Source organism: Nisaea denitrificans DSM 18348 (genome assembly GCF_000426505.1).
Taxonomy (GTDB): domain Bacteria; phylum Pseudomonadota; class Alphaproteobacteria; order Thalassobaculales; family Thalassobaculaceae; genus Nisaea; species Nisaea denitrificans.
The window spans coordinates 1,231,388-1,253,245 of record NZ_AUFM01000011.1 but is presented as its reverse complement, the minus strand read 5'-3'; the positions used below and the strand labels follow the sequence as shown (position 1 = coordinate 1,253,245).

General features: G+C 61.1%; 20 protein-coding genes and 1 riboswitch. Of the genes, 6 read left to right on the top strand and 14 right to left on the bottom strand.

What is annotated here, in order from left to right:
* Positions 1-3 precede the first annotated feature (3 nt).
* The gene (locus K328_RS22895; RefSeq protein ID WP_084608135.1) at positions 4-2,808 is read left to right on the top strand and encodes a cation-translocating P-type ATPase; all 2,805 of its coding nucleotides are present in this window, start codon (positions 4-6) and stop codon (positions 2,806-2,808) included.
* Positions 2,809-2,859: 51 nt separating this feature from the next.
* Here the strand turns inward: K328_RS22895 and K328_RS22890 are convergent, their stop codons facing one another.
* On the bottom strand, positions 2,860-3,807 hold the full coding sequence (locus tag K328_RS22890) for a GGDEF domain-containing protein (protein WP_084608134.1): 948 nt from the start codon (positions 3,805-3,807) through the stop codon (positions 2,860-2,862).
* A gap of 252 nt (positions 3,808-4,059) precedes the next feature.
* Here K328_RS22890 and K328_RS0106830 point away from each other — a divergent pair, with 252 nt between their 5' ends.
* Positions 4,060-4,779 (top strand): SDR family NAD(P)-dependent oxidoreductase, encoded by a 720-nt coding sequence (locus tag K328_RS0106830; protein WP_028465338.1) that lies wholly within the window; start codon positions 4,060-4,062, stop codon positions 4,777-4,779.
* 168 nt (positions 4,780-4,947) lie between these two features.
* A complete protein-coding gene (locus K328_RS22885; protein WP_084608133.1) occupies positions 4,948-5,718 on the top strand; it encodes a DUF1223 domain-containing protein in 771 nt (256 codons plus the stop codon).
* 53 nt (positions 5,719-5,771) lie between these two features.
* Here the strand turns inward: K328_RS22885 and K328_RS22880 are convergent, their stop codons facing one another.
* Positions 5,772-6,269 (bottom strand): YbaK/EbsC family protein, encoded by a 498-nt coding sequence (locus K328_RS22880; protein WP_036553217.1) that lies wholly within the window; start codon positions 6,267-6,269, stop codon positions 5,772-5,774.
* A gap of 100 nt (positions 6,270-6,369) precedes the next feature.
* Between K328_RS22880 and K328_RS0106815 the strand changes: the two genes are divergently transcribed.
* Positions 6,370-6,963 (top strand): HupE/UreJ family protein, encoded by a 594-nt coding sequence (locus K328_RS0106815; RefSeq protein ID WP_028465337.1) that lies wholly within the window; start codon positions 6,370-6,372, stop codon positions 6,961-6,963.
* Positions 6,964-7,035: 72 nt separating this feature from the next.
* Here K328_RS0106815 and K328_RS0106810 read toward each other — a convergent pair whose 3' ends face one another.
* A complete protein-coding gene (locus tag K328_RS0106810) occupies positions 7,036-8,061 on the bottom strand; it encodes a zinc-dependent alcohol dehydrogenase family protein (RefSeq protein ID WP_205620586.1) in 1,026 nt (341 codons plus the stop codon).
* 32 nt (positions 8,062-8,093) lie between these two features.
* Positions 8,094-9,488, bottom strand: a complete 1,395-nt coding sequence (locus K328_RS0106805; RefSeq protein WP_028465335.1) for an FAD-binding oxidoreductase — start codon at positions 9,486-9,488, stop codon at positions 8,094-8,096.
* A gap of 227 nt (positions 9,489-9,715) precedes the next feature.
* Between K328_RS0106805 and K328_RS0106800 the strand changes: the two genes are divergently transcribed.
* The gene (locus tag K328_RS0106800) at positions 9,716-10,642 is read left to right on the top strand and encodes a DMT family transporter (protein WP_084608132.1); all 927 of its coding nucleotides are present in this window, start codon (positions 9,716-9,718) and stop codon (positions 10,640-10,642) included.
* An 83-nt stretch (positions 10,643-10,725) separates the two neighbouring features.
* Here the strand turns inward: K328_RS0106800 and grxD are convergent, their stop codons facing one another.
* The 4 genes from grxD to purQ are packed head-to-tail and all read right to left on the bottom strand — an operon-like array spanning position 10,726 to position 14,307.
* Positions 10,726-11,073 (bottom strand): Grx4 family monothiol glutaredoxin, encoded by a 348-nt coding sequence (gene grxD / locus K328_RS0106795; RefSeq protein ID WP_028465333.1) that lies wholly within the window; start codon positions 11,071-11,073, stop codon positions 10,726-10,728.
* 57 nt (positions 11,074-11,130) lie between these two features.
* Positions 11,131-11,364, bottom strand: a complete 234-nt coding sequence (locus K328_RS0106790; protein WP_028465332.1) for a BolA family protein — start codon at positions 11,362-11,364, stop codon at positions 11,131-11,133.
* Between the two features lie 46 nt (positions 11,365-11,410).
* A complete protein-coding gene (gene purL / locus K328_RS0106785) occupies positions 11,411-13,621 on the bottom strand; it encodes a phosphoribosylformylglycinamidine synthase subunit PurL (RefSeq protein ID WP_028465331.1) in 2,211 nt (736 codons plus the stop codon).
* Positions 13,618-14,307, bottom strand: a complete 690-nt coding sequence (purQ, locus tag K328_RS0106780; protein WP_028465330.1) for a phosphoribosylformylglycinamidine synthase subunit PurQ — start codon at positions 14,305-14,307, stop codon at positions 13,618-13,620. Before purQ ends, purL begins: the two co-directional genes overlap by 4 nt.
* A 253-nt stretch (positions 14,308-14,560) precedes the next feature.
* Here purQ and K328_RS0106775 point away from each other — a divergent pair, with 253 nt between their 5' ends.
* Positions 14,561-15,943 carry a diguanylate cyclase domain-containing protein gene (locus K328_RS0106775; RefSeq protein ID WP_028465329.1) on the top strand — a complete coding sequence of 461 codons (1,383 nt, stop codon included), beginning with the start codon at positions 14,561-14,563 and terminating at the stop codon, positions 15,941-15,943.
* Here K328_RS0106775 and K328_RS22875 read toward each other — a convergent pair.
* The 6 genes from K328_RS22875 to K328_RS22870 form a co-directional block, all read right to left on the bottom strand.
* Positions 15,940-16,407, bottom strand: coding sequence for a GNAT family N-acetyltransferase (locus tag K328_RS22875; protein ID WP_051284604.1), 468 nt, complete (start codon positions 16,405-16,407; stop codon positions 15,940-15,942). The two genes, K328_RS0106775 and K328_RS22875, sit on opposite strands and share 4 nt — an antisense overlap.
* Positions 16,408-16,417: 10 nt before the next feature.
* A complete protein-coding gene (gene purS / locus K328_RS0106765) occupies positions 16,418-16,660 on the bottom strand; it encodes a phosphoribosylformylglycinamidine synthase subunit PurS (RefSeq protein WP_028465328.1) in 243 nt (80 codons plus the stop codon).
* Positions 16,661-16,701: 41 nt separating this feature from the next.
* Entirely contained in the window at positions 16,702-17,466 is a 765-nt protein-coding gene (purC, locus tag K328_RS0106760) for a phosphoribosylaminoimidazolesuccinocarboxamide synthase (RefSeq protein WP_028465327.1), read from the bottom strand.
* A 193-nt stretch (positions 17,467-17,659) separates the two neighbouring features.
* Entirely contained in the window at positions 17,660-19,468 is a 1,809-nt protein-coding gene (thiC, locus tag K328_RS0106755) for a phosphomethylpyrimidine synthase ThiC (protein ID WP_028465326.1), read from the bottom strand.
* Between the two features lie 78 nt (positions 19,469-19,546).
* A riboswitch (TPP riboswitch) is annotated at positions 19,547-19,646 on the bottom strand.
* A gap of 34 nt (positions 19,647-19,680) precedes the next feature.
* Positions 19,681-21,060 (bottom strand): aminotransferase family protein, encoded by a 1,380-nt coding sequence (locus K328_RS0106750; protein ID WP_245577415.1) that lies wholly within the window; start codon positions 21,058-21,060, stop codon positions 19,681-19,683.
* A gap of 77 nt (positions 21,061-21,137) precedes the next feature.
* On the bottom strand, positions 21,138-21,857 hold the full coding sequence (locus K328_RS22870) for a TetR/AcrR family transcriptional regulator (RefSeq protein WP_051284603.1): 720 nt from the start codon (positions 21,855-21,857) through the stop codon (positions 21,138-21,140).
* Position 21,858: the final 1 nt, after the last annotated feature.

The window sequence follows — 21,858 nt, the reverse complement described above, 5'->3', positions numbered from 1 at the left end:
GTAATGACACGCGTCGCGCGGGCAGCACATGAGTCGGCTGCCGAAAACCCGAACCGGTCAGCTGCGGAGACTCCGCATACGCTATCGCCGGAGCAGGTGCTTCGTGAATATGACGTCGCCCTCGATAGCGGGTTGAACGATGCGGATGTCGGGCGACGGCGCCGGAGTGCAGGTCCGAACCGATTACGTGCGGCCAAGCGCAAAAACGTATGGGCTATTCTCGCAGCCCAGATCCGCAGCGTTGTCGTCTATCTGCTGATCGCCGCTGCAACACTTTCAGTCTTCCTTGGGCAGTGGGTCGAGGGGAGCGCCATCCTGGCGGTCCTTGTCATCAATTCGACAATCGGTTTCGTCACCGAATTGCGGGCAGTCCGCTCCATGGAAGCGCTGCGGCGCCTGTCGAAAGTACAGGCAAGACTACGCCGCGCGGGCCGTACAGTCACTGTTCCGGCAGAGGACATCGTGCCCGGAGACATTGTCGTTCTGGAGGCGGGCGACGTCATCCCGGCGGATCTCAGGCTGGTCGAGAATACCGGACTCCATATTGATGAATCGGCCCTGACCGGCGAGTCCGTGCCGGTCGTCAAAAGCATTGAAGCGGTGCCATCCGATGCTGAGGTCGCTGACCGCAGCTGTATGGCGTTCAAGGGAACTGCCGTCACCAGCGGCAATGGCCTTGGCGTAACCGTCGCCACGGGCATGACCACGGAGCTCGGTCAAATTGCTGCTCTCGCGGACGATGCCGAAGCGCAGATGTCCCCGCTGGAGAAACGCCTCGACCGGCTGGGTGGACAACTGGTGTTTGTCACCCTGGGGCTGACGGTGCTCATCGCCGTAACCGGCCTCTATGCCGGGCAGGACCTGGTGCCGATGGTCCATACGGCCATCGCTTTGGCGGTCGCTGCTGTTCCTGAGGGACTTCCTATCGTCGCCACTGTGGCGCTGGCCCGCGGCATGTGGCGGATGGCCCGGAGAAACGCGCTGATAAAGGACCTGTCGGCGGTCGAAACGCTTGGCGCGACAACAATCATCCTGACCGACAAGACAGGCACATTGACCGAGAACCGGATGTCGGTCGTGCAGTTGCAGCTCGAAGAGGGCGTGTTCGATGTCGCGCCTGGGGAGGATGGTGCGCCACCGACGGTAAGTCTGCAGGGCGACCCGGTCGATATCCAGCCCGGGCAACCAATCCAAATGGCGCTGCGCGTCGGTGTTCTCTGCGGTAACGCGGAACTTTCGGAAACCGAGAACGGTGCGGCGAGTGTCGGCGATCCGATGGAGACGGCCCTGCTTGTCGCCGGCCGCGCTGCCGACCTCGACCGGAACGAACTGCTGTCCCTGATGCCGGAAGTGCATGAGGAGCCTTTTGCGACGGAAACCAGGATGATGGCCACGACCCATGCAACGGGTGACGGCTTTCTGGTTGCGGTTAAGGGCGCGCCCGAGACGGTTATCGAGCACTGCACTCATGTTCTGACGAACGCCGGTCCGGTCGCGATGGGCGCGGACAGCCGGAAGGCTTGGAACCAGCGCAACGAGGCGATGACCAGCGACGGGTTGCGCGTTCTGGCTCTTGCCATGAAGTCCACTGAAGCCGCCGATGAAGCACCCTATCGGGAGCTGACGCTGATCGGCCTTGTTGGTTTGCTCGACCCGCCCCGTCCGGACGTTGCGGACGCCATCGCCGCCTGCCACTCCGCTGGCGTGCGTGTCGCGATGCTGACTGGAGATCACATCGGAACGGCGAAGGTGGTTGCCTCTCAGGTCGGGCTCGCCGATGAGGCCGCCGCAGCCATGGGGCCGGATGAGTTTGAGAGCCTTGATGGCGGCACGCCCGATGACCGCGCGCGCCTTCTGGCCACGTCGATCTTCGCCCGGGTTAGTCCGAAGAAGAAACTTGAGCTGGTCTCGCTCTATCAGCAGAGCGGCGCGATTGTGGCGATGACTGGAGATGGTGTCAACGACGCTCCCGCTCTGAAAAAAGCGGATATCGGGATCGCCATGGGGCGTCGCGGGACCGACGTTGCCCGGGAAGCCGCGGATATGGTGCTGACGGACGATGCTTTTCCGTCGATCGTGGAGGCGATGCGGCACGGCCGGATTATCTTCTCCAATATCCGCAAGTTCGTCATTTATCTGATGTCCTGTAATCTGAGCGAAATCCTGGTCATTGGCGTGGCGACACTCTGTGGCTTGCCGCTTCCGCTTCTGCCGCTGCAAATCCTCTATCTCAACCTCGTCACGGACGTGTTTCCCGCCTTCGCACTCGGGGTGGGTGAAGGCGGGGCCGACGTCATGCGCCGGCCGCCGCGTCATCCGAAGGAGCCGATCCTGGACGGTCCGCGCTGGCTCTCGATCGCTCTATTCGCCGCTGCGATCACCGCCGGCACGCTCGGTGCTTTCATCATCGCGCTCAAATGCCTTGCCTATGCGCCGGAGGACGCTGTGACGATCGCGTTTCTGGCCTTGGCCTTCGCCCAGCTCTGGCATGTTTTCAACATGCGGAATCCGGGTACGGGGCTGATCCGGAACGAGATCACTGCAAATCCCTATGTCTGGGGGGCGCTGTTGTTGTGTGCGGCCCTGATCATGGCGGCGGTCTACCTGCCTGGCCTGTCATCGGTGATCGGACTGCAGCCTCCCGGTGTCGAAGGCTGGGTGTTGAGTGTTGGTGCCAGCCTGGTTCCGGCCCTCGTCGGACCGGGAATCAATCTGGTCACGGGACATTTCCGCAATACCTCACTCGCTTCCGGCGGTCACGAGAGCGCTGTTTCTCCCGGTCCGAAGGACATCTCGGACCGCCCGTAGGTGCCGACCCCGGGCATCCTGGAAGTGAGCTCCTCGCCGTCAAAGGGACGGTTAGGCGATCTGTTCAGGCTGACCGCCAATTGACGCTATTACGCGGTTCCGGCCCTGCTGCTTCGCCTTGTACAGGGCATCGTCTGCCTGTCTGATCTGCTCGGATATGTCGATACCGGGACCGGTTGCGTCGGAAACGCCGATACTGACCGTCAATTTCGCTGTCCGGGTGTCCGGCAAAGCGAAGGTATGGTCTTCAACAGTGCGACGAACCCGCTCCGCAACGAGTATGGCGCTCTCAAGATCGGTTTGCGGTAGAAGGGCGACGAATTCCTCTCCTCCCCACCGACAGAAACTGTCGATCGTTCGTAGATCGCATCGGGCCAGTTCGGCAAATTTCTGCAGAATGATGTCTCCCGAACTGTGCCCAAAGCAATCGTTCAGAGCCTTGAAACGGTCTATGTCGAAAAACAGGCATGCCAGGTTCGTGCCGTGCCGGTTGGCACGTTCACATTCATTTTCCGCAATTTCCAGGAAGCTCCGACGGTTCAATTGCCCTGTCAGCGGATCGAGTCTTGCCTGTTCTGACAGATCGTCAAGCAGCTCAATGCGCCAGCTGATATCCCGCAGGATTGCGGCGTATACGTAACCGTTGCCGTTGTGAACACGCACGATACTGGCACCGAGTTTGATTTCATGGCCGTCGGCGTGGCGTCCGACAACATAGCTTTTCCGGTCTCCCATATATCGGGCATCCTGACCTGTGGTCAGGAAATGTTTAATATCTCTATCATGTCTTGTGTGAAAACGATCAGGAATAAGGACGTTCAGATTTTTTCCGACAATATCTTTTAAGTGATGACCAAATAACATTTCAGCAGAATGATTAATAAAAATTATTGCGTGGTTTGAGTCTATTGAAACGATAGCATCAGTTGTTTGATTGATGATGTTTTTATAAAAATCACCTTCAATACTTACGAATTTTTTATTACTCTTGGTTGACATGTAGGCGTTGCCCTGTCCTTAGGAAAGATGCCTGCAACATTCACTTGATTGGGTAAATTATCCGTTAAATTGTATGGAATAGAAGCGTCACGATCATTTTCCCGCTGACTTTGCCCTGCAAAGTAAACGCTCCCCCGATTGCAGGTTGCGAGAAGCGGGACGAGGGTTGTGTGGAATGCTATGTGAGGAAATATCATTCGAGACAGGGCGCCCATTCGGTGCGGAATTGTCCAATAGCCAAGGGAGAGCAACATGAACAAAGCCATCGTTACCGGGCACAGCAAAGGCCTCGGCGCCGGCATCACTGCCGCGCTGCTGGCGGAGGGATTCAATGTGCTCGGTCTCTCGCGTTCAGCATTACCCGGCTTCGAAGCGGGCCTGGAGCAGGTCGCGCTCGATCTCGGGGATGCGGATGCGCTGGCTGCCTGGCTGGACGGCGGCGAGCTTGAGAGTTTTCTGGAAGGCGCGGAGAGGGCGCTGCTGATCAATAATGCCGGGCTCGTCGAGCCGATTGCGCCGCTTGGCCGGCAGGGTGCTGCTGCAATCGCCCGGGCCGTCACCGTAAATATCAGCGCGGCGCTGGTCCTTGCGGATGCATTCGCAGCGGTGAGCACTCATCTTTCCGATCGGCGGCTGGCACATATCTCCAGCGGCGCCGGACGGAACGCCTATACCGGCTGGAGCGTCTATTGCGCGACCAAGGCAGCACTCGACCAACATGCCAACGGGGTACGTGAGGATGCGCTGCCGGGGATGAAGATCGAGAGCCTGGCGCCTGGCGTGCTCGATACCGGAATGCAGTCGACGATTCGGGGAAGCTCGGAAGAGGATTTCGCGCTGCGTGCTCAGTTTGTCGAATTGAAGGAAACCGGCGCGCTGGCCGACCCGGGCGCTGTTGGGGCCAAGATAGTTGCGCACATGATCGGCGAAAAGTTCGGTACGGAAACCGTTACCGACATCAGGTCTGTCTAGAACGGCAGGACAACGGCGGGCTGCAGCGCGGCGTGCCCCACACGGTAGCGGCGGCAGTTCGCGGGTTTCCGTCGCGTTCAATCTCAGTCTCTGAGACCGGCTTCAGTCACCCGCCCGTGACGGGTGTTGATTCGAGCCGGGCTGAAAGAGCGCATATCGTCATCTCCCATGATGACCACGCGACGCACCCTTCTTGGCGGCATCGCCGCCGCTGGCGCCCTCGGCTTTGCGGCCCTGGCGCGCCCCACCCGGCCCGTGATGGCGGCAACCCGCCGGTCCGGCCCGATCGTCCTTGAGCTTTTCACCAGTCAGGGCTGCTCCTCCTGTCCGCCGGCGGATGAACTGCTCGGAGAGCTGGCGAAAGCTCCGGACGTCATCGCGCTCGCCTACCACGTCGATTACTGGAACTATATAGGCTGGGAGGACCCGTTCTCCTCCAAGGAGATGAGCGACCGGCAGCGGCGCTATGCCCATGCCATGAATCTCCGCACGATATACACGCCGCAACTGGTGATCGACGGCGAGGCGGACCTGGTAGGCTCCCGCCGCTCCATCGTGCTGCAGGAACTGGACCGGCGCCGGGCGCAGCGCGACGGACCCGGTCTTGCCGTCGCCCTCAACCGGGACGGCGCGGATTTCGAGTTGCTGCTGGATGCGGAACAAGGCGCTGACTATGCGGGCGCCGAGCTGTTCCTTGTCGGCAGCGATGACCGCCATGTGACCGAAGTTCCGCGCGGGGAGAACAGGGGCCGAACGCTGGAAGATTTCGCTGTGGTCCGGTTCTATCGGTCGCTTGGAACCTGGGACGGCAAGGCGGATACACTCCGCATTCCGGGCAGCGCCGCCAGCATGCAGACGGACCGGCTGTCAGTCCTCGTGCAGACGCCGGGACATGGCCCGATCCATGGTGCGGGAGCGCTGGATTTGCGGTCAGCCTGACCGGCATTCAGGTTACAGGGAGCCTTCGAACGGAGGAAAAGAGGACCTCGGCATTATTCCGTCGGGATCGGCCTCGCCAGCCCCTCGACGACTTCCGCCATCGGTTGATCCAGCAGCAGTTTCGGATCGACGATCAGCTTCGAGGATCGGTTGCCGCCGCCGAGGATGATCGCTTTCCGCGCCATCACGTCCGCATCGATCCAGAGCGGCAGATCCGCCGGAAGCCCCAGAGCCGTGACGCCGCCGATTTCCTGACCGGTCAGCTCCTTCGTCTCCTTTGCGCTGGCGAAGGACACCTTTCGGGCCTCCAGCTTCTTCCGCACCACCTTGTTCACGTCCAGCCGGTGCGTCGCCAGCACCACACAGGCGGCGTATTTCAGATCGCCCGTCTTGGAGCGAACCAGAATCGTATTCGCCGAATCTTCCGGCGCCTTGCCATAGCGTTCACAAAATACGGCCGTGTCGGCGAGCTCTGGATCGCACTCCATAATCTCGTAGGCATAAGGGGAGGCTTCGAGAATGGCGCGGATTTCGGGAAGGGTGTCGGACATTGGGAAGGGGGCCTCTTGGCTTCGTTAACCATGTGTGCGACCGTCGGAATGCGCGACCCAATCAGGGGCGCATGATCGACTTCATCAAAGGATCACAGACATGATTAAAGCCTTATCTCTTGGCGCCGCAATCCTTGTTGCCAGCGCATCCTCCTCCCTGGCGCATCTTAACCCGGCAGAGCATGGCTCTTTCGCCGCCGGTCTGTCGCACCCGATGATCGGGGCGGATCATATCCTTGCGATGATCGCGGTCGGGATCTGGGCTTTCCAGATGGGCGGCAGGGCACTGGTCGGCGTACCGCTCGCCTTTGTCGGCTGCATGGCGTTGGGCTTCGGGCTTGCACTGTGGGGCGTGGCCCTGCCGTTCGTTGAGCCTGCGATCCTCGCCTCTGTCGTCGCGCTCGGCCTGCTGGTTGCCTGCGCGGTGAAGCTTCCGGCAACTGTCGGTGCGGTTGTGGTCGGCGCCTTCTCGCTGTTCCACGGACACGCCCATGGCGGTGAAATCGGTGGTGCGACGGCGCTTGCCTATGGCGCCGGTTTCGTTGCCGCGACCGCGCTGCTGCATGTCGCAGGTCTTGGTGCCGGGGTACTGGCGCAAAGACTATTCTCGGAGCGCGCCGCGCTGGCTGCAGGCGTTATCCGTGGTGCCGGTGGCGTGACTGCCGCCGCCGGTTTTGGCCTGATGCTGGCCTGACCATTTCCTGAATTTAAAGAGAAGGCCGCCTTCCAGTTCGGAGGCGGCCTTTTTCATGCGCGGAGATCCGGTTTAAAGCGAGACGACGATCTTGCCGATATGTCCGGCCTGCTTCATGTGCTTGAAGGCATCGGCGGCTTTTTCAAGCGGGAATGTGCTGTCGATCACGGGCTTGATGCCGTGCAGGTTCATCGCCCGGGCGAGATCGCGCAGCCCGGCCTGGGAGCCGACCACGACGCCTTCCATCCGGACATTAGGGCCGATGAGCTGCATCACGTTCAGTGGTACCTCGGCGCCCCCGACAAATCCTATCACGCCGATAAAGCCGCCGAAGGCAACGGCCGCGAAGGATTGATCAAGAGTGCTGCCGGTGGTCTCGACCACGATGTCGGCCCCGTGCCCGTCAGTTGCCTGCTTAACAGCGGCTCCCCATTCCGGCGTCTCGCGATAATTGACTACGTGATCGGCGCCGAGCTTCTTCAGCATATCGGCCTTCTCGGCGGTGGAGGTGAGGGCGACGACCTCAGCACCCGCTGCCTTGGCGAGTTGCAGGGCGAACAGCGCAACGCCGCCGGTGCCTTCCACCAGAACCCGGTCGCCGCTTTTCAGGCCGCCCTGTTCAAGGCATGTCCAAGCGGTAAGGGCTGCTATCGGAAGCGTCGCCGCCTCGGCATCGCTGAGATTGGCCGGCGCCGGGATGACCTCGTCAGCGGGGACGGCGATATATTCCCGCAGCACGCCTGGAAGGGGGCCGCCGAGGGTCTGCTTTGTGCGCTGCTGCTGGGTTACCTTGCCGTCGCGCCAGCCCTGGATATAGCAGGGCACAACCCGGTCGCCTTCCTTGAAGAGGGTGACGTCCTCCCCCAGTGCGACCACGGTGCCGCAACAATCGGAGCAGGGCACATAGGGCATCGGCAGGCTCGGCATGTAGGTGCCGCCAAGCACGGCAAGGTCACGGTAGTTCAGGGTGACGGCGTTCACCCGGATCAGGACTTCGCCGCGCCGGGGAATTGGCACCGGCCGTTCCACAAGGCTCAGGCTGTCGATGGAGAAGGCCGAGGCCTCGATGGCTTTCATGGTGCCGGTCGGCTTGGACATGTCTGTCTCGCTGTTTGGGAACGTGTGACGGCTCAGGACGGCAAAACCTTGCCGGGATTCATGATGCCTTGCGGGTCGAGTGCCTGTTTGATCGCCTGCATGGTGTTGAGCGCCAGCCCGTGTTCGGCTTCCATGTAGCGGATCTTGCCCTGGCCGACGCCGTGCTCGCCGGTGCAGGTGCCGTCCATTTCCAGCGCCCGGAACACCATGCGCTCGTTATGGCCCTTGGCGGCTTTCACTTCCGCATCGTTGTTCGGATCGATGCAATAGCCGACATGGAAATTGCCGTCGCCGACATGACCGACGATGCCGGCGGTCAGGCCGCACTCGATCAGGTCCTTCTGGGCTTCCAGGATGGCTTCCGCCAGCCGTGAGATCGGCACGCAGATATCGGTCGCCATCACCTCGCAATCGGGGCGCATGGATTTGATGGCGTAATGGACGTTGTGCCGGGCTTCCCAGAGCTTGTTCCGGTCCTCGGCCTTCTCCGCCCACTGGAAGGCGCTGCCGCCGAATTCGGTGGCGATGCCTTCGACCATTTCGGCCTGTTCCTTCACGCCGGTCTCGCTGCCGTGGAACTCGAAGAACAGGGTCGGCTTTGTCTCGTAGCCTTCCAGTTTGGAGAAGCGGATGCAGGCTCCCATCTGGTCGGCGTTCAGAAGCTCGATGCGGGCCATTGGCACGCCGGACTGGATGGTCAGGATCACCGTGCTAACGGCGCTCTCGAGATCGTCGAACTGGCAGACGGCGGCGGAGACCGCTTCGGGTATGCCGTAGAGCTTGAGAGCAACCTCGGTAATCACGCCGAGCGTGCCTTCGGAGCCGACAAACAGCCGGGTGAGATCGTATCCGGCGGAGGATTTGCGGGCCCGGCGGGCGGTGCGGATAATCTCGCCGCTTGCCGTCACCACGGTCAGCGACAGCACGTTCTCCCGCATGGTCCCATAGCGCACCGCGTTGGTGCCGGAAGCGCGGGTCGCCGCCATGCCGCCGATGGAGGCATCGGCGCCGGGATCGATCGGGAAGAACAGGCCCTGGTCGCGCAAATGGGTGTTGAGCTGCTTGCGGGTGACGCCGGCCTGCACCCGGCAGTCCAGGTCCTCGGCATTGACTTCGAGGACCGCGTTCATGTTCGAGAGATCGATGCAGATGCCGCCCATGACGGCGCCGATATGGCCTTCCAGCGAGGTGCCGGTGCCGAAGGGAATGACCGGAACACCGTGGGCGGCGCAGAGCGTCACCACCTCCGCGACCTCTTCGGTGCTGTTGGCGAAGACGACGCCTTCAGGCGGCAGGGCCTTGTGATAGCTCTCGTCCTGACCGTGCCGCTCGAGCACGGCGGGTGCTGTCGAGAGCCGGTCCGCGAAGCGCTCTTTCAGGATATCCAGAACCGGCGCGGTCTTTGATGCGCTTTCGCGGGCCTGCATGGTGTTTTCTCCCTTGAATTTGCGCCCAGCCTAGAGAGAGGCGGGGCCGCGCTCAATCCTTGAATTGGCATGAAGGACAAGCCGCGCAAGAAACGGAGATCCGTCCCGGCGCGGGTATGATATCAGCACGGTCAGTCATGCCCGTTTTGCGGCGGCATTGTTATCCACGAATCCTAGAATCCCCGCAGTGACGAAACTGAATTGAACCGAAAAGGCTTGGACCGGACATGAATGCCAAGGTCAATCTCACCATGGGGCCAATGGAATGGGGCATCCTCATTCTGCTGTCCTCCGTCTGGGGCGGGTCGTTCTTCTTTGTCGAGGTGGCAATCCATGAGGTGCCGCCGCTGACCATGGTGCTGGTCCGGGTCGGGCTGGCGGCCATTGCCATGCAGATTGCCCTGCCGCTTTTCGGTCTGCGCATGCCGACGGACTGGAAAATCCTGCGGGCATTCCTGTTCATGGGGTTTCTGAACAATGCGGTGCCGTTCTCCCTGATCGTCTTCGGCCAGACTCAGATCGCCAGCGGTCTCGCCTCCATCTTCCTCGCGGCGACACCAATATTCGGCGTTCTGGTGGCGCATTTCCTGACCGATGACGAACGGATCACCCCGCTGCGCGTGTTCGGCGTGGTGTTTGGGTTCGGCGGCGTTGCGTTGATGATTGGTAATGATCTGTCAGCAGGGTTCTCCGGCACGCTCATTGGCCAGCTTGCGCTTTTGGGGGCGGCGCTCAGTTATGCCTTTGGCGGCGTTTTTGGACGGCGCTTTAAAGGGATGGGTGTCCAGCCCGCGCAAACCGCAGCGGGTCAGGTGACGGCATCCAGCATTCTCATGATACCCGCCGTTGTTCTCGTAGACCGGCCATGGGAGTTACCAGTGCCAAGCGGGACAACCATCGCGGCTCTCATTGGTCTGGCCCTGCTGTGCACGGCCTTCGCCTATATTCTCTATTTCGAGCTGTTGAAGCGGGCAGGGGCGATGAACCTGCTGCTGGTCACCTTGCTCGTGCCAGTCAGCGCCATCTTGCTCGGCGTGACATTCCTGGGGGAGTCCCTGGCGCCAAGCCATTTCGCCGGGATGGGGCTGATCGCGGTCGGGCTTCTGGCGATTGATGGGCGTCTGTTCCGCTCAAGGCGCGTCAAGCAGGTATAGAAAAAGGCCGGCATTGAGCCGGCCTTTTTCTTTTCATCGTCATCCCCGCATGCGCGAGGATGACAGATAAATAACGAAGCAGCTTACGCTTCGGCGCCGATCTGGGCGTCGATGTCTTTGCTCTTGAACATTTCCAGCAGTTCGCCGGTCTCGTACATCTCGCGGATGATGTCGCAGCCGCCGACAAACTCGTTCTTCACGTAGAGCTGCGGAATGGTCGGCCAGTTGGAGAATTCCTTGATGCCTTCGCGCACGGCCGGATCTTCAAGGACGTTGATGCCCTTGAATTTCACGCCGATATGGCTGAGGACGCCGACAACAGCGGCGGAGAAACCGCACTGCGGGAAGACGGGCGTGCCCTTCATGAAGAGAACGACGTCCGTGCCGCCGATTTCGTCCTGGATTCTCTGGCGGGTATTTTCGTCAAGCATGGCGTGGTCCTTTCATGGGTCCGTGTGCCGTCGGGTTAGTGGGTAAATCCTGTGCGATCAGGCCGGCGTGCCGGTCTGCAGGGCGAGGGCGTGCAACTCGTTGCCCATCCGGCCCTGAAGGGCTGCATACACCATCTGGTGCTGCTGGATACGGGTCTTGCCTTCAAAGGCCGTAGACAGAACGTGACAGGCATAGTGATCGCCGTCCCCGCGCAGATCCTCAATCGTGACCTGGGCGTCGGGAAACGTCTCCTTGATGAGGCGTTCGATCTCTCCGGCTTCCATTGCCATGCGTTCTTATCCTTTTTGCCCGTTCGGGTTTCTTGTCTTGTCTGTCTCAGGATGCGGCCATGAAGTCCGGCAGCCAATCCTCGAATACGGACCGTAGCATTGAGACGGATATGGAGTCACCGGTGCCGAGTTTCAATTCACCAGTGCCGGTTGTCTTGCCAATGACGGTCGCCGGAACTCCGGCAGCCGCCGCGGCTTTCAGGATGCCTTCAGCGTCCTTCGCCGTGACCACATAGCGCGCCTGGTCCTCGCCGAAAGCCCAGGCATGGGGTGGCAGACCGCCTTCCGGCGTAACATCCGCACCGAGTCCTTTGGCGCCGAGCGCCATTTCCGCAAGGGCGATGGCGAGGCCGCCGTCGGACACATCGTGACAGGCAGTCACCGAGCCTGTTTCGATCAGACCACGAACGAAATCGCCGTTCTTTTTCTCCAGCGCGAGATCGACCGGTGGCGGAGCACCTTCCTCGCGGCCTTCGATTTCGCGGAGATAGATGGACTGACCGAGCCAGCCCGTGGTCTCGCCGATCACGACGATGGCTTCATCCGCTGCCTTGAAGGCGACGGTGCCGCGTTTCTCGATATCGGCAATGACGCCGACGCCGCCGATCACCGGGGTCGGCAGGATGGCGGCGCCTTCGGTCTCGTTGTAGAGCGAGACGTTGCCGGAGACGACCGGGTAGTCGAGAGCGATGCAGGCCGCCCGCATACCATTAATGGCGCCAACGAACTGTCCCATGATCTGCGGCTTCTGCGGGTTGCCGAAATTCATGTTGTTGGTGATGGCGAGTGGCTTGGCGCCGGTCGCGGTGATGTTCCGCCAGGTCTCCGCCACGGCCTGTGCACCGCCGGTCTCCGGTGCCGCTTTCACATAGCGCGGCGTGCAATCGACGGTGAGGGCGAGACCCTTCTTGCTGTCGCGCACACGCACCATGGCGGCATCGCCGCCGGGACGGATCGCCGTGTCACCCATGATCAGGTGATCGTACTGTTCCCAAACCCAGCGCCGGCTGCAGAGATCCGGGGTGCCGATCAGGTCCTTCAGTGCGCCGGTCAGGCTGGCGGGTGCCGGGACTGTTGACGCATCCACGACCGCAGAGGCCGCTGTCGGCTCCCACGGGCGGTCATATTCGGGAGATTCGTCGACCATCGGCGCGATCGGAATATCGCCGACCAGCTCGTCGCCCATCTTCAGAACCAGATGGCCCGTGGTCGTCAGCGTACCGATAACGGCGAAGTCCAGCTCCCACTTGTCGAAGATCGCCCGGGCCTCGGCCTCGGATGCCGCATCCGGCTTCAGGATGATCAGCATGCGCTCCTGGCTCTCGGAGAGCATCAGCTCGTACGGCGTCATGTTCTCTTCGCGGGCCGGAACCTTGGCCAGGTCCATCTCGATGCCGAGGCCGCCTTTACCTGCCATCTCGACAGCAGAAGAGGTGAGGCCGGCGGCGCCCATGTCCTGAATGGCGATGATGGTGTCGGTCGCCATCAGCTCTAGGCAGGCTTCGAGCAGCAGCTTTTCGGTAAACGGATCGCCGACCTGCACGGTCGGGCGCTTTTCTTCGGAATCCTCGTTGAATTCCGTTGAGGACATGGTCGCACCGTGAATGCCGTCACGGCCGGTCTTGGCGCCGACATAGATCACCGGGTTCCCGGCACCGGCAGCGGCCGAATAGAAGATCCGGTCCGCCGGGGCGAGCCCGACGGTCATCGCGTTGACCAGGATGTTGCCGTTATAGGCCGGGTGGAAGTTCACTTCGCCCGCGACCGTCGGAATGCCCATGCAGTTGCCGTAACCGGCGATACCGGCGACCACGCCGCCGACCAGATGCCGGGTCTTCGGGTGATCCGGGCTGCCGAAGCGCAGCGCGTTCAGGTTGGCGATCGGCCGGGCGCCCATGGTGAAGACATCGCGCAGGATGCCGCCGACGCCGGTCGCCGCGCCCTGATAGGGCTCGATGAAGCTCGGGTGGTTGTGGCTCTCGATCTTGAAGACCGCCGCTTCGCCGTCGCCGATATCGATCACACCGGCATTCTCTCCCGGGCCCTGGATGACGTGCGGCGCCTCGGTCGGAAGCGTCTTCAGCCATTTCTTCGAGCTCTTGTAGGAGCAATGCTCGGAATACATGGCCGAGAAAACGCCGAGTTCCGTCATGTTCGGCTCGCGGCCGAGGATCTTCAGGATGCTGGCGTATTCATCTTCGGAAAGGCCGTGCTCGGCGACGATTTCCGGGGTGATAGCCGTATTGGAAATGCTCACGAGAGGGCCCTCACCAGTCCGTCGAAGAGGCCGCGCCCGTCGGTGTTGCCGACAGCGGGGTCGATGGCGTTTTCCGGGTGCGGCATGAAGCCGAGCACCGTCTTATCCTTGTTGAACACGCCGGCAATGTTGCGGGCGGAGCCGTTCGGGTTACCCGCTGCGCTGGTCTCGCCATTCTCGTCGACATAGCGGAACGCGACCTGGCCATTCTGCTCGATCCGGTCCAGCGTCTCGTTGCCGGCGAAATAGTTGCCGTCATTGTGGGCCACCGGGATCGACAATATCTGACCGTCCTCGTATCCGCCGGTGAAGAGAGACTGGCTGGTCTCGACCTTTAGGCCGACATTGCGGCAGATGAATTTGAGCCCGGCATTGCGCATCAGCACGCCCGGCAGCAGGCCGGTTTCCGTCAGCACCTGGAAGCCGTTGCAGACCCCCATGACCGGCGTGCCCTTCGCGGCCTTTTCCTTCAGGCTGCGGAGCACAGGGGAATGGGCGGCCATGGCGCCGGCGCGCAGATAGTCGCCATAGGAGAAACCGCCGGGGACCACGATCAGGTCCACATCGGGGATTTCACTGTCTTTGTGCCACACCATGAGCGGCGCCTTGCCGCTGGCCTGTTCAAGCGCAATCGCCATGTCGCGCTCTCGGTTCGTGCCTGGGAAGACGATGATCGCAGATTTCAACGCAGGGGCCTCTTATTTGGGGCTGGATCGGCGCGGCGGAAAGTACGGGAGGCCGCGCGGAAGTGCAAGTCGGGACACCGGCGTGGCGGTGGATTCAGCTACGCGCCTGATGCGGCTCGGATTAATTCAACGCAGGCGTCATGGCGGCCATGGTTGTGAGTAATAGGTTGATTTACGCGAAACCCGAATAATAGAGTAATGAGCTGGTGAAGGCCGATCAAGGCAGTGCTGGCGAAAGACGGGGGCGGTTTTGATGGAGAAAATCGACGTCGATAATGCGAGCGATGTCGCTTTAGTCGAGACGATTCTGACCTCCATCGATCAAGGTATGCTGCTGTTTGATGAGCTGCATAATGTCCGTGCCGCCAATTCCCATTTCACGAAGCTTTTCGGGCCGTTGCTGAACGGCTCTCCCGTTGGTCAGCCGATCGGCGCGCTGTTTGATGCGATTGACGGGCCAGGTGCGAGCGGTACTGGTTGGTCCGCGCCGATAATCGGAGCCGCCGCCAATGGCGATACGCTCGAATGTCGGCGAATCGTGGCCGGTGAAATTGTCTGCGAGATACGCGGCCTGCCGCTTCAACAGACGGGCTATCTCCTGACCTTCAGGGATATTTCAGAACAGGACCGCTCCGAAGAGGCGCTTCTCGACCAGGAGCGTCACATTCATCAAATCCTCGATGACAGCCCTATCGGGGTAAATATCGTCGGTCAGGACGGGCACCGCCGATACTCCAATAGAAAGATCCGCGAGATGCTGGGGCTATCGGAAGAGGAAATCCGGCATACCCATGCAGTAGATCATTATGTTGATCCGGATCTGCGCAACCGCGTGATCGCGAAAATGACGCAGGCCGGCGCTGTTGAAAATGAAGAGGTGGAGCTTTTCAGAAGTGACGGGCGTCGTTTCTGGGCCCTGGTCTCCGGTCGGCCGTTCACCTATCACGGCGAGGAATGCATTCTTGGCTGGGTCTATGAGATTACCGACCGGATGGAACTCGAAAGGAGCCAGATCCGGAGCCGCGAAGAGCTGGAAATGCAGGTTCTTGAATTGCGTGACCGGGAAGAGCGAATGGCGCGTCAGACAGCCGAGCTCGAAACTCTCGCGACGCGTCTCGCTGAGTCAGAGAAAAAAATGGCGGAGCTCGCCAATCACGACAGTTTGACAGGATTACCGACGCTCCGGCTTTGTCACGATCGATTGAATCAAGCTATGGCGCAGGCCCAACGCAGCCAGACCCTCATGGCTGTCTTTTATGTCGATCTGGATGGTTTCAAGCCGGTTAACGATACCTATGGCCACGATGCTGGGGATCAGGTTCTGAAAGAGGTGGCTAATCGCATGCGTGGATGTTTCCGCGAAGTGGACACGGTATCCCGGATTGGAGGCGACGAATTCCTCGTTCTGCTGACTGGCCTTGGCTTTCGGGATGTTGTGGCGCCGTTGGCAGAACGCCTGCTGAACAGTTTTTCCGATGAATTCAGCTTTGAGGAAGGTGGCACGAATATCGGGGCCAGCATCGGCATTGCCTTTTTCAACGGTGCCTCGGACACGCCGGATTCGCTCATCAAACGCGCGGACAAGGCCATGTATGACGCGAAGAAGAACGGCAAGAACCGCTATTCGGTCGCCTAGCCGCGCGGGTCCTTGATCATCAGCGCGAACGCGTCTTCATCAAGATTGAACCGCTCGCTAACGGTCCAGCCGAGGCGCTGATAAAGCGGTTCGGCTGTATGCGTATACAGATGCAGACGTTTGATGTTACGCGCGGCAGCTTCACGTTCGACCGCGCCGACGAGTGCGCTGCCGAGGCCTGTTCTCCGAAACGCCGGGTCAACATAGACGCTGGCGAGCCAGTGAAGCAGGTCCGGCCGTTCCTCAAGATCATTATCAACGAGGCAGGCCATGCCGAGCGCCGTGCCATCCCGCTCTGCGATGACGCATTCCTCGCTCGGTTTCCGGATCATGTCCTGAAACCACCCCTCGCTAACGGACAGAGACCGGCCGGCGGTCACGCCCCATTCCGCATGATTCCACGCAACAACTGTGTCGAGATGGTGCGGGGCGTCTGTAAGGCGGAGGATGCGGAGAGGAGCCATGAAGCCGCTCTTAGTCCTCGATCTCGACCGTGTAGTTCTCGATGACTGTATTGGCGAGCAGCTTCTCGCACATGTCGGTTACCTGGGCGCGGGCCTTCTCCGCGTCGGTCTCGCCGAGATCGAGTTCGAGGAACTTGCCCTGGCGAACCTGATTGACGCCGCCGAAACCGAGCGCGCCGAGCGCATGTTCGATGGCTTTCCCTTGCGGGTCGAGAACGCCGTTTTTCAGCGTGACATGGACTGTGGCTTTCATGCTCTCACCAATTAGTTGGTCGTTCGTGCCGACGTGCGGCTTTACTGGATGGCTTTCGGACCCTTGAGGTCCATGGGTCCGGCTTCTGGAAGGACGCCGAGACGGCGGGCAACTTCCTGATAGGCCTCGCGGACGCCACCGAGATCGCGACGGAACCGGTCCTTGTCCAGCTTTTCGTTGGTTTTCGAATCCCACAGCCGGCAATTGTCCGGGCTGATTTCATCCGCCAGTACGATCTGCAATGTGTCCTCGGTATAGAGCCGGCCGAATTCGAGCTTGAAATCGACCAGGCGCAAACCGACGCCAATGAACAGCCCGGAAAGGAAATCGTTCACCCGGAGCGATAGCGCGACGATGTCGTCGATGTCCTGTGTGGTCGCCCAGCCGAACGCGGTGATGTGCTCTTCGGAGATGATCGGATCGCCGAGCTCATCGGATTTGTAAAAGTACTCGATGATCGAGCGCGGCAGCGGAGTGCCTTCCTCTAGCCCGAACCGCTTCGCGATTGAGCCTGCGGCGACATTGCGGATCACCACCTCGACCGGAATGATCTCGACTTCACGGACGAGCTGCTCGCGCATGTTCAGGCGACGCATGAAATGCGTCGGGATGCCGATTTCGGTCAACCGCGTCATCAGATACTCGCTGATGCGGTTGTTCAGCACGCCCTTGCCAGTGATGATGCCCTGCTTTTCTGCGTTGAAAGCTGTGGCGTCATCCTTGAAATACTGGATCAGGGTGCCGGGCTCGGGGCCTTCGAAAAGGTCCTTTGCCTTACCTTCGTAAACTTTTCTGCGTCGTGCCATGGGTTCCCCGCCTGCTGGCTGGCGGTCTATTTCCGTGATGGACTGAACCTGCCACTACGGCAGCAGGAAATGCCGCTCCATATAAACATAAGGTAGGACAAACACAATCAGGGAAGCAGACCCGCGGCTCTGCGTGGTCCGGGCGTTTCAGATGGCTGGTCCGGGTCCCGGCAGATCCGGGACCTGGTTTCTCTTATCCGGCCTTGTCGTCCGATGCCTGATAGATCTCGCTACCCTTGTCCCGGAACAGCTCTGCCATGGTTTCCATGCCTCGTTTCGCCTCGTCCTTCAGCTCGTGCGAGATCCGCATGGAGCAGAATTTCGGGCCGCACATGGAGCAGAAATGCACCGTCTTGTGCGCTTCCTTCGGCAGGGTCTGATCGTGAAAATCCCGGGCGGTTTCCGGGTCGAGGGACAGGTTGAACTGATCCTCCCAGCGGAAATCGAAGCGCGCCCGTGACAGCGCGTCATCCCGGCGTTGCGCGCCGGGATGGCCTTTCGCCAGGTCCGCCGCATGGGCGGCGATGCGGTAGGTGATCACCCCGGTCTTCACATCGTCCCGGTCCGGCAGGCCGAGATGCTCTTTCGGCGTCACGTAGCAAAGCATGGCGCAGCCGAACCAGCCGATCATGGCGGCCCCGATGCCGCTGGTGATGTGATCGTAGCCCGGCGCGATGTCCGTGGTCAGCGGGCCAAGCGTATAGAACGGGGCCTCGTCGCAGACCTCCAGCTGCTTGTCCATGTTCTCCTTGATCTTGTGCATCGGCACATGGCCCGGCCCCTCGATCATCACCTGTACATCATGCTTCCAGGCGATCTTGGTGAGCTGCCCCAGCGTTTCCAGCTCGGCGAACTGGGCCTTGTCGTTGGCGTCCGCGATGGAGCCCGGCCGCAGCCCGTCCCCCAGCGAGAAGGAAACGTCATAGGCGGCCATGATCTCGCAGATTTCCTCGAAGTTTTCGTAGAGGAAGCTCTCCTTGTGATGGGCCAGACACCATTTCGCCATGATCGAGCCGCCCCGGCTGACGATCCCGGTAACCCGGTCCACGGTCAGCGGGATGAAGGGCAGCCGGACGCCGGCATGGATGGTGAAATAGTCGACGCCCTGTTCGCACTGCTCGATCAGCGTGTCGCGATAGATCTCCCATGTCAGGGCTTCCGGAACGCCGTCGACCTTCTCCAGCGCCTGATAGAGCGGCACGGTGCCGATTGGCACCGGCGAGTTCCGGATGATCCATTCGCGGATATTGTGGATATTCCGCCCGGTGGAGAGGTCCATCACCGTGTCGGCGCCCCAGCGGATGGCCCAGACCATCTTGTCGATCTCGTCCGCGACGGAGGAGGTGACGGCGGAATTGCCGATATTGGCGTTCACCTTGACCAGGAAGTTCCGCCCGATGGCCATCGGCTCGGTTTCCGGGTGATTGATGTTCGCCGGGATGATAGCCCGGCCCCGGGCGATCTCGTCGCGGACGAATTCTGGCGTCACCACGTCCGGGATGGAGGCGCCGAAATCCTCGCCGTCCCGCGCGGTCTGTTTCAGCTCCTCGCGGCGCTGGTTCTCGCGGATAGCGACGAATTCCATCTCCGCCGTCACGATACCGGCCCTGGCATAGGCAAGCTGGGTCGGCCGCTTGCCGGTTTTGGCACGCAGTGGCGGCTTAATCGCGCCAAACTCCGTGACCAAATTGCCGTCGCCGACATTGCCGTTGTCTTCCGGCTTCACGACGCGGCCCTGATAGGTCTCGACATCGCCTCGTGCCGTGATCCAGTCCCGGCGCAGTGCGGGCAGCCCCGCCTCGATATCGATATGGGCATCGGCGTCGGTATAGGGGCCGGACGGGTCATAGACGGTTACCGGCGGTTCTCCGGCGGACGGATGCACGGCGATCTCGCGCATCGGCACATGGATATCGGGGTGGATGCTGCCCGGCACATAGATTTTGCGCGAGGCCGGCAATGGTCCCGTGGTGACGGCGGCGATGGGGGAGTGCTTGTTCATAAGGTGGATCCCTTGCAGTCGGTTGCACAGAGATCCGGGGGAGGCTTCAGGATAAATGGGGTGCGTATGGCTGCAAGAGCGGTAACGCGTTTCCATCCCTACGCCGGCATGACCCGGATCAGGTTCGAAGGGTCGGCGCAATGCCTCTCAGCCCGTACGGGCACCCCTTGGAATACGCAAAGCCTAGGCGGGAACCATCCCGATGAAAAGGGTTAATCCAGCTCTTTTTCGAAGCTGGCGAGGGTCTTGCCGAGGCGTGTGACGATCTCGTCCACTTCCTCTTCGGTGACGGTAAGCGGCGGGGTGACCATCAGCCATTCACCATATTTGCCGTTCGCCGTGCGCCGGGAATAGAGCAGCAACCCGTTCTGCATGCCGATCTCGATCAGCCGTGAGAGAGCCTGCCGGGAGACCGGCAGGATTTCCTTTGTTTCCTTGTCACGCACGATCTCGATGGCGTTCAGCAGGCCGAGGCCGCGGACATCGCCTAGAATACCGCTTCGGGTCTGCAGATCGCGCAAACCGGCCCGCAGGCGCTCTCCCATCTTTGTCGCATTTGCCATCAGATCGTTGTCGACCAGCTCGCTCACCACTGCATGACCGACGGCGCAGCTCAGCGGATTGGCGACATAGGTATGGCCGTGCATGAAGCCGCCCGTGCGGGTGACGGCTTCGACCATGGCGGCCGGTGCCAGCACCAGGCCGAGCGGCGTGTAGCCGGCCGCGATACCCTTGGCCAGGGTGATCATGTCCGGTTTCGCATCGGGCCAATGATCGGCGCACAGGAAAGTCCCGGTGCGCCCGGCGCCGCACATCACCTCGTCATAGATCAGCAGCACGCCATGCTTGGTGCAGATGTCCCGCACCGCTTTGTAGTAATGGTCGGGTGCAACCAACGCACCGGTGGCGAGGCCCCCGACAGGCTCCATGATGAAGGCCAGCACCGTTTCCGGGCCTTCCTCAAGGATGGCTTGTTCCAGCATCGCGGCGGCATGCCGGGCATAACTGTCGGCGTCGTGATTGTCCGGCAGCCGGTAATTGAAGGGCGCCGGCACTTTCGGCATCACTTTCATCATGCCGGAGAACAATGCTTCGGAGGCCGGGTCGCCACTGATCGCGGCGGCGCCGAGTGTGGAGCCGTGATAGCCGGGGTCGCGGCCCAGCACCTTGCAGCGCGCGGTCTCGCCCTGAGAGATGGCGTATTGTCTTGCCAGCTTGATGGCGGCTTCGTTCGCTTCAGATCCGCCAGAGCAGACGAAGACACGCTCGAAGCCGGGGCCGGCATGTCTAGAAACCAGATTGGCGAGATCGATATTGGGTTGGTTCTCGAAATGCTGCCGGCCGGCAAAACAGATTTTGTGCGCCTGATCGGTCATGGCGGCGATGACGCGTTCGTTGCCGTGGCCGAGATTGGTTGCCACCGGTCCGCAGCATGCATCCAGATATTGTCTTCCCTCGGTATCCCAGATCCAGGCGCCCTTGCCGTGTGAGACGGTCGGGTGTCGCTTGCTGCCTTCCGGCATGTAGAAAACGTCGATCGGCCCGCCGTGGCTGCCAAATGTTCCGCCGGTTCCGTTGAGTTCAGCCGCCACTGTCCGCTCCCGATATTGAATGAGGATCATGCTTCGAGCAGGAGAAAATCATATTATTGTACGGTGTACAATAAAAGCTATTCGAGTTTGTCGTCGCGGTGAATTTTTTGCGCCAGCCCGGCGATCAATGCGTCCGTAAACATCTCGAAGCCGGGCTCAAGGGAGGACTGGGTTCCGTTTTGCCAGCGCAGCACCAGCGCCCGGTTTAACAAGCGGTGACGTTCGGCGGCCAGGGTCGGGTAAAGCGCGGGATCTGCCTCTTCGACGCTGGCCGTGAGAGACGCTTTCAGATCGCCGTCCGGATCGGGGAAGACATGGGCGAATTCCTGCGTGGCGTATCCGCACAGGCCGGTGATCACGGCATTATAGGCGGATACCAGATCCTCTCCCGCGAAACCGGCCCGGGCGAGGGTGGCAAGAATGCCTTCGACCAGTTTCAGGTCGGCGCTTGCACTGGAGACCAGATGTCCCCCGATCAGAGGCGATATGTTCGGATGCGCACGCACTACATTCCGGTAACGCCGGAACAGGGACTTCAGCCAGACTTGCCAGTCCGGGTCCGGTTCCGGCAGCACATCGGCGAACAGGGCTGCAATCAGCCTGGCGATCAGGTGATGGCGGTTCGGGACATGCCAGTAGAGCGCGGTGGGATAGACGCCCAGAGCCTTGGCGATGTTGCGGATGGAGAAATTGTCCAGCCCCTCGCGGTCAAGCAGATCGATGGCGGCGGCGATGATGGCATCGCTGGACAGCGGCACACTCTTCGCTTTGCGTTTGGCGGGTTTCTCTTGGGCCACC

Bases quoted from the DNA above. Each gene is read 5' to 3' on its own strand.
- K328_RS22875 (WP_051284604.1), bottom strand. From the start codon at position 16,407: ATGGCTCCTCTCCGCATCCTCCGCCTTACAGACGCCCCGCACCATCTC.
- K328_RS0106775 (WP_028465329.1), top strand. From the start codon at position 14,561: ATGGAGAAAATCGACGTCGATAATGCGAGCGATGTCGCTTTAGTCGAG.
- K328_RS0106800 (WP_084608132.1), top strand. From the start codon at position 9,716: ATGAATGCCAAGGTCAATCTCACCATGGGGCCAATGGAATGGGGCATC.
- K328_RS22895 (WP_084608135.1), top strand. From the start codon at position 4: ATGACACGCGTCGCGCGGGCAGCACATGAGTCGGCTGCCGAAAACCCG.
- K328_RS22880 (WP_036553217.1), bottom strand. From the start codon at position 6,269: ATGTCCGACACCCTTCCCGAAATCCGCGCCATTCTCGAAGCCTCCCCT.
- grxD (WP_028465333.1), bottom strand. From the start codon at position 11,073: ATGCTTGACGAAAATACCCGCCAGAGAATCCAGGACGAAATCGGCGGC.
- purC (WP_028465327.1), bottom strand. From the start codon at position 17,466: ATGGCACGACGCAGAAAAGTTTACGAAGGTAAGGCAAAGGACCTTTTC.
- K328_RS0106810 (WP_205620586.1), bottom strand. From the start codon at position 8,061: ATGTCCAAGCCGACCGGCACCATGAAAGCCATCGAGGCCTCGGCCTTC.
- K328_RS0106790 (WP_028465332.1), bottom strand. From the start codon at position 11,364: ATGGCAATGGAAGCCGGAGAGATCGAACGCCTCATCAAGGAGACGTTT.
- K328_RS0106805 (WP_028465335.1), bottom strand. From the start codon at position 9,488: ATGCAGGCCCGCGAAAGCGCATCAAAGACCGCGCCGGTTCTGGATATC.
- K328_RS0106815 (WP_028465337.1), top strand. From the start codon at position 6,370: ATGATTAAAGCCTTATCTCTTGGCGCCGCAATCCTTGTTGCCAGCGCA.
- purS (WP_028465328.1), bottom strand. From the start codon at position 16,660: ATGAAAGCCACAGTCCATGTCACGCTGAAAAACGGCGTTCTCGACCCG.
- K328_RS0106830 (WP_028465338.1), top strand. From the start codon at position 4,060: ATGAACAAAGCCATCGTTACCGGGCACAGCAAAGGCCTCGGCGCCGGC.
- K328_RS22885 (WP_084608133.1), top strand. From the start codon at position 4,948: ATGATGACCACGCGACGCACCCTTCTTGGCGGCATCGCCGCCGCTGGC.
- K328_RS22890 (WP_084608134.1), bottom strand. From the start codon at position 3,807: ATGTCAACCAAGAGTAATAAAAAATTCGTAAGTATTGAAGGTGATTTT.
- thiC (WP_028465326.1), bottom strand. From the start codon at position 19,468: ATGAACAAGCACTCCCCCATCGCCGCCGTCACCACGGGACCATTGCCG.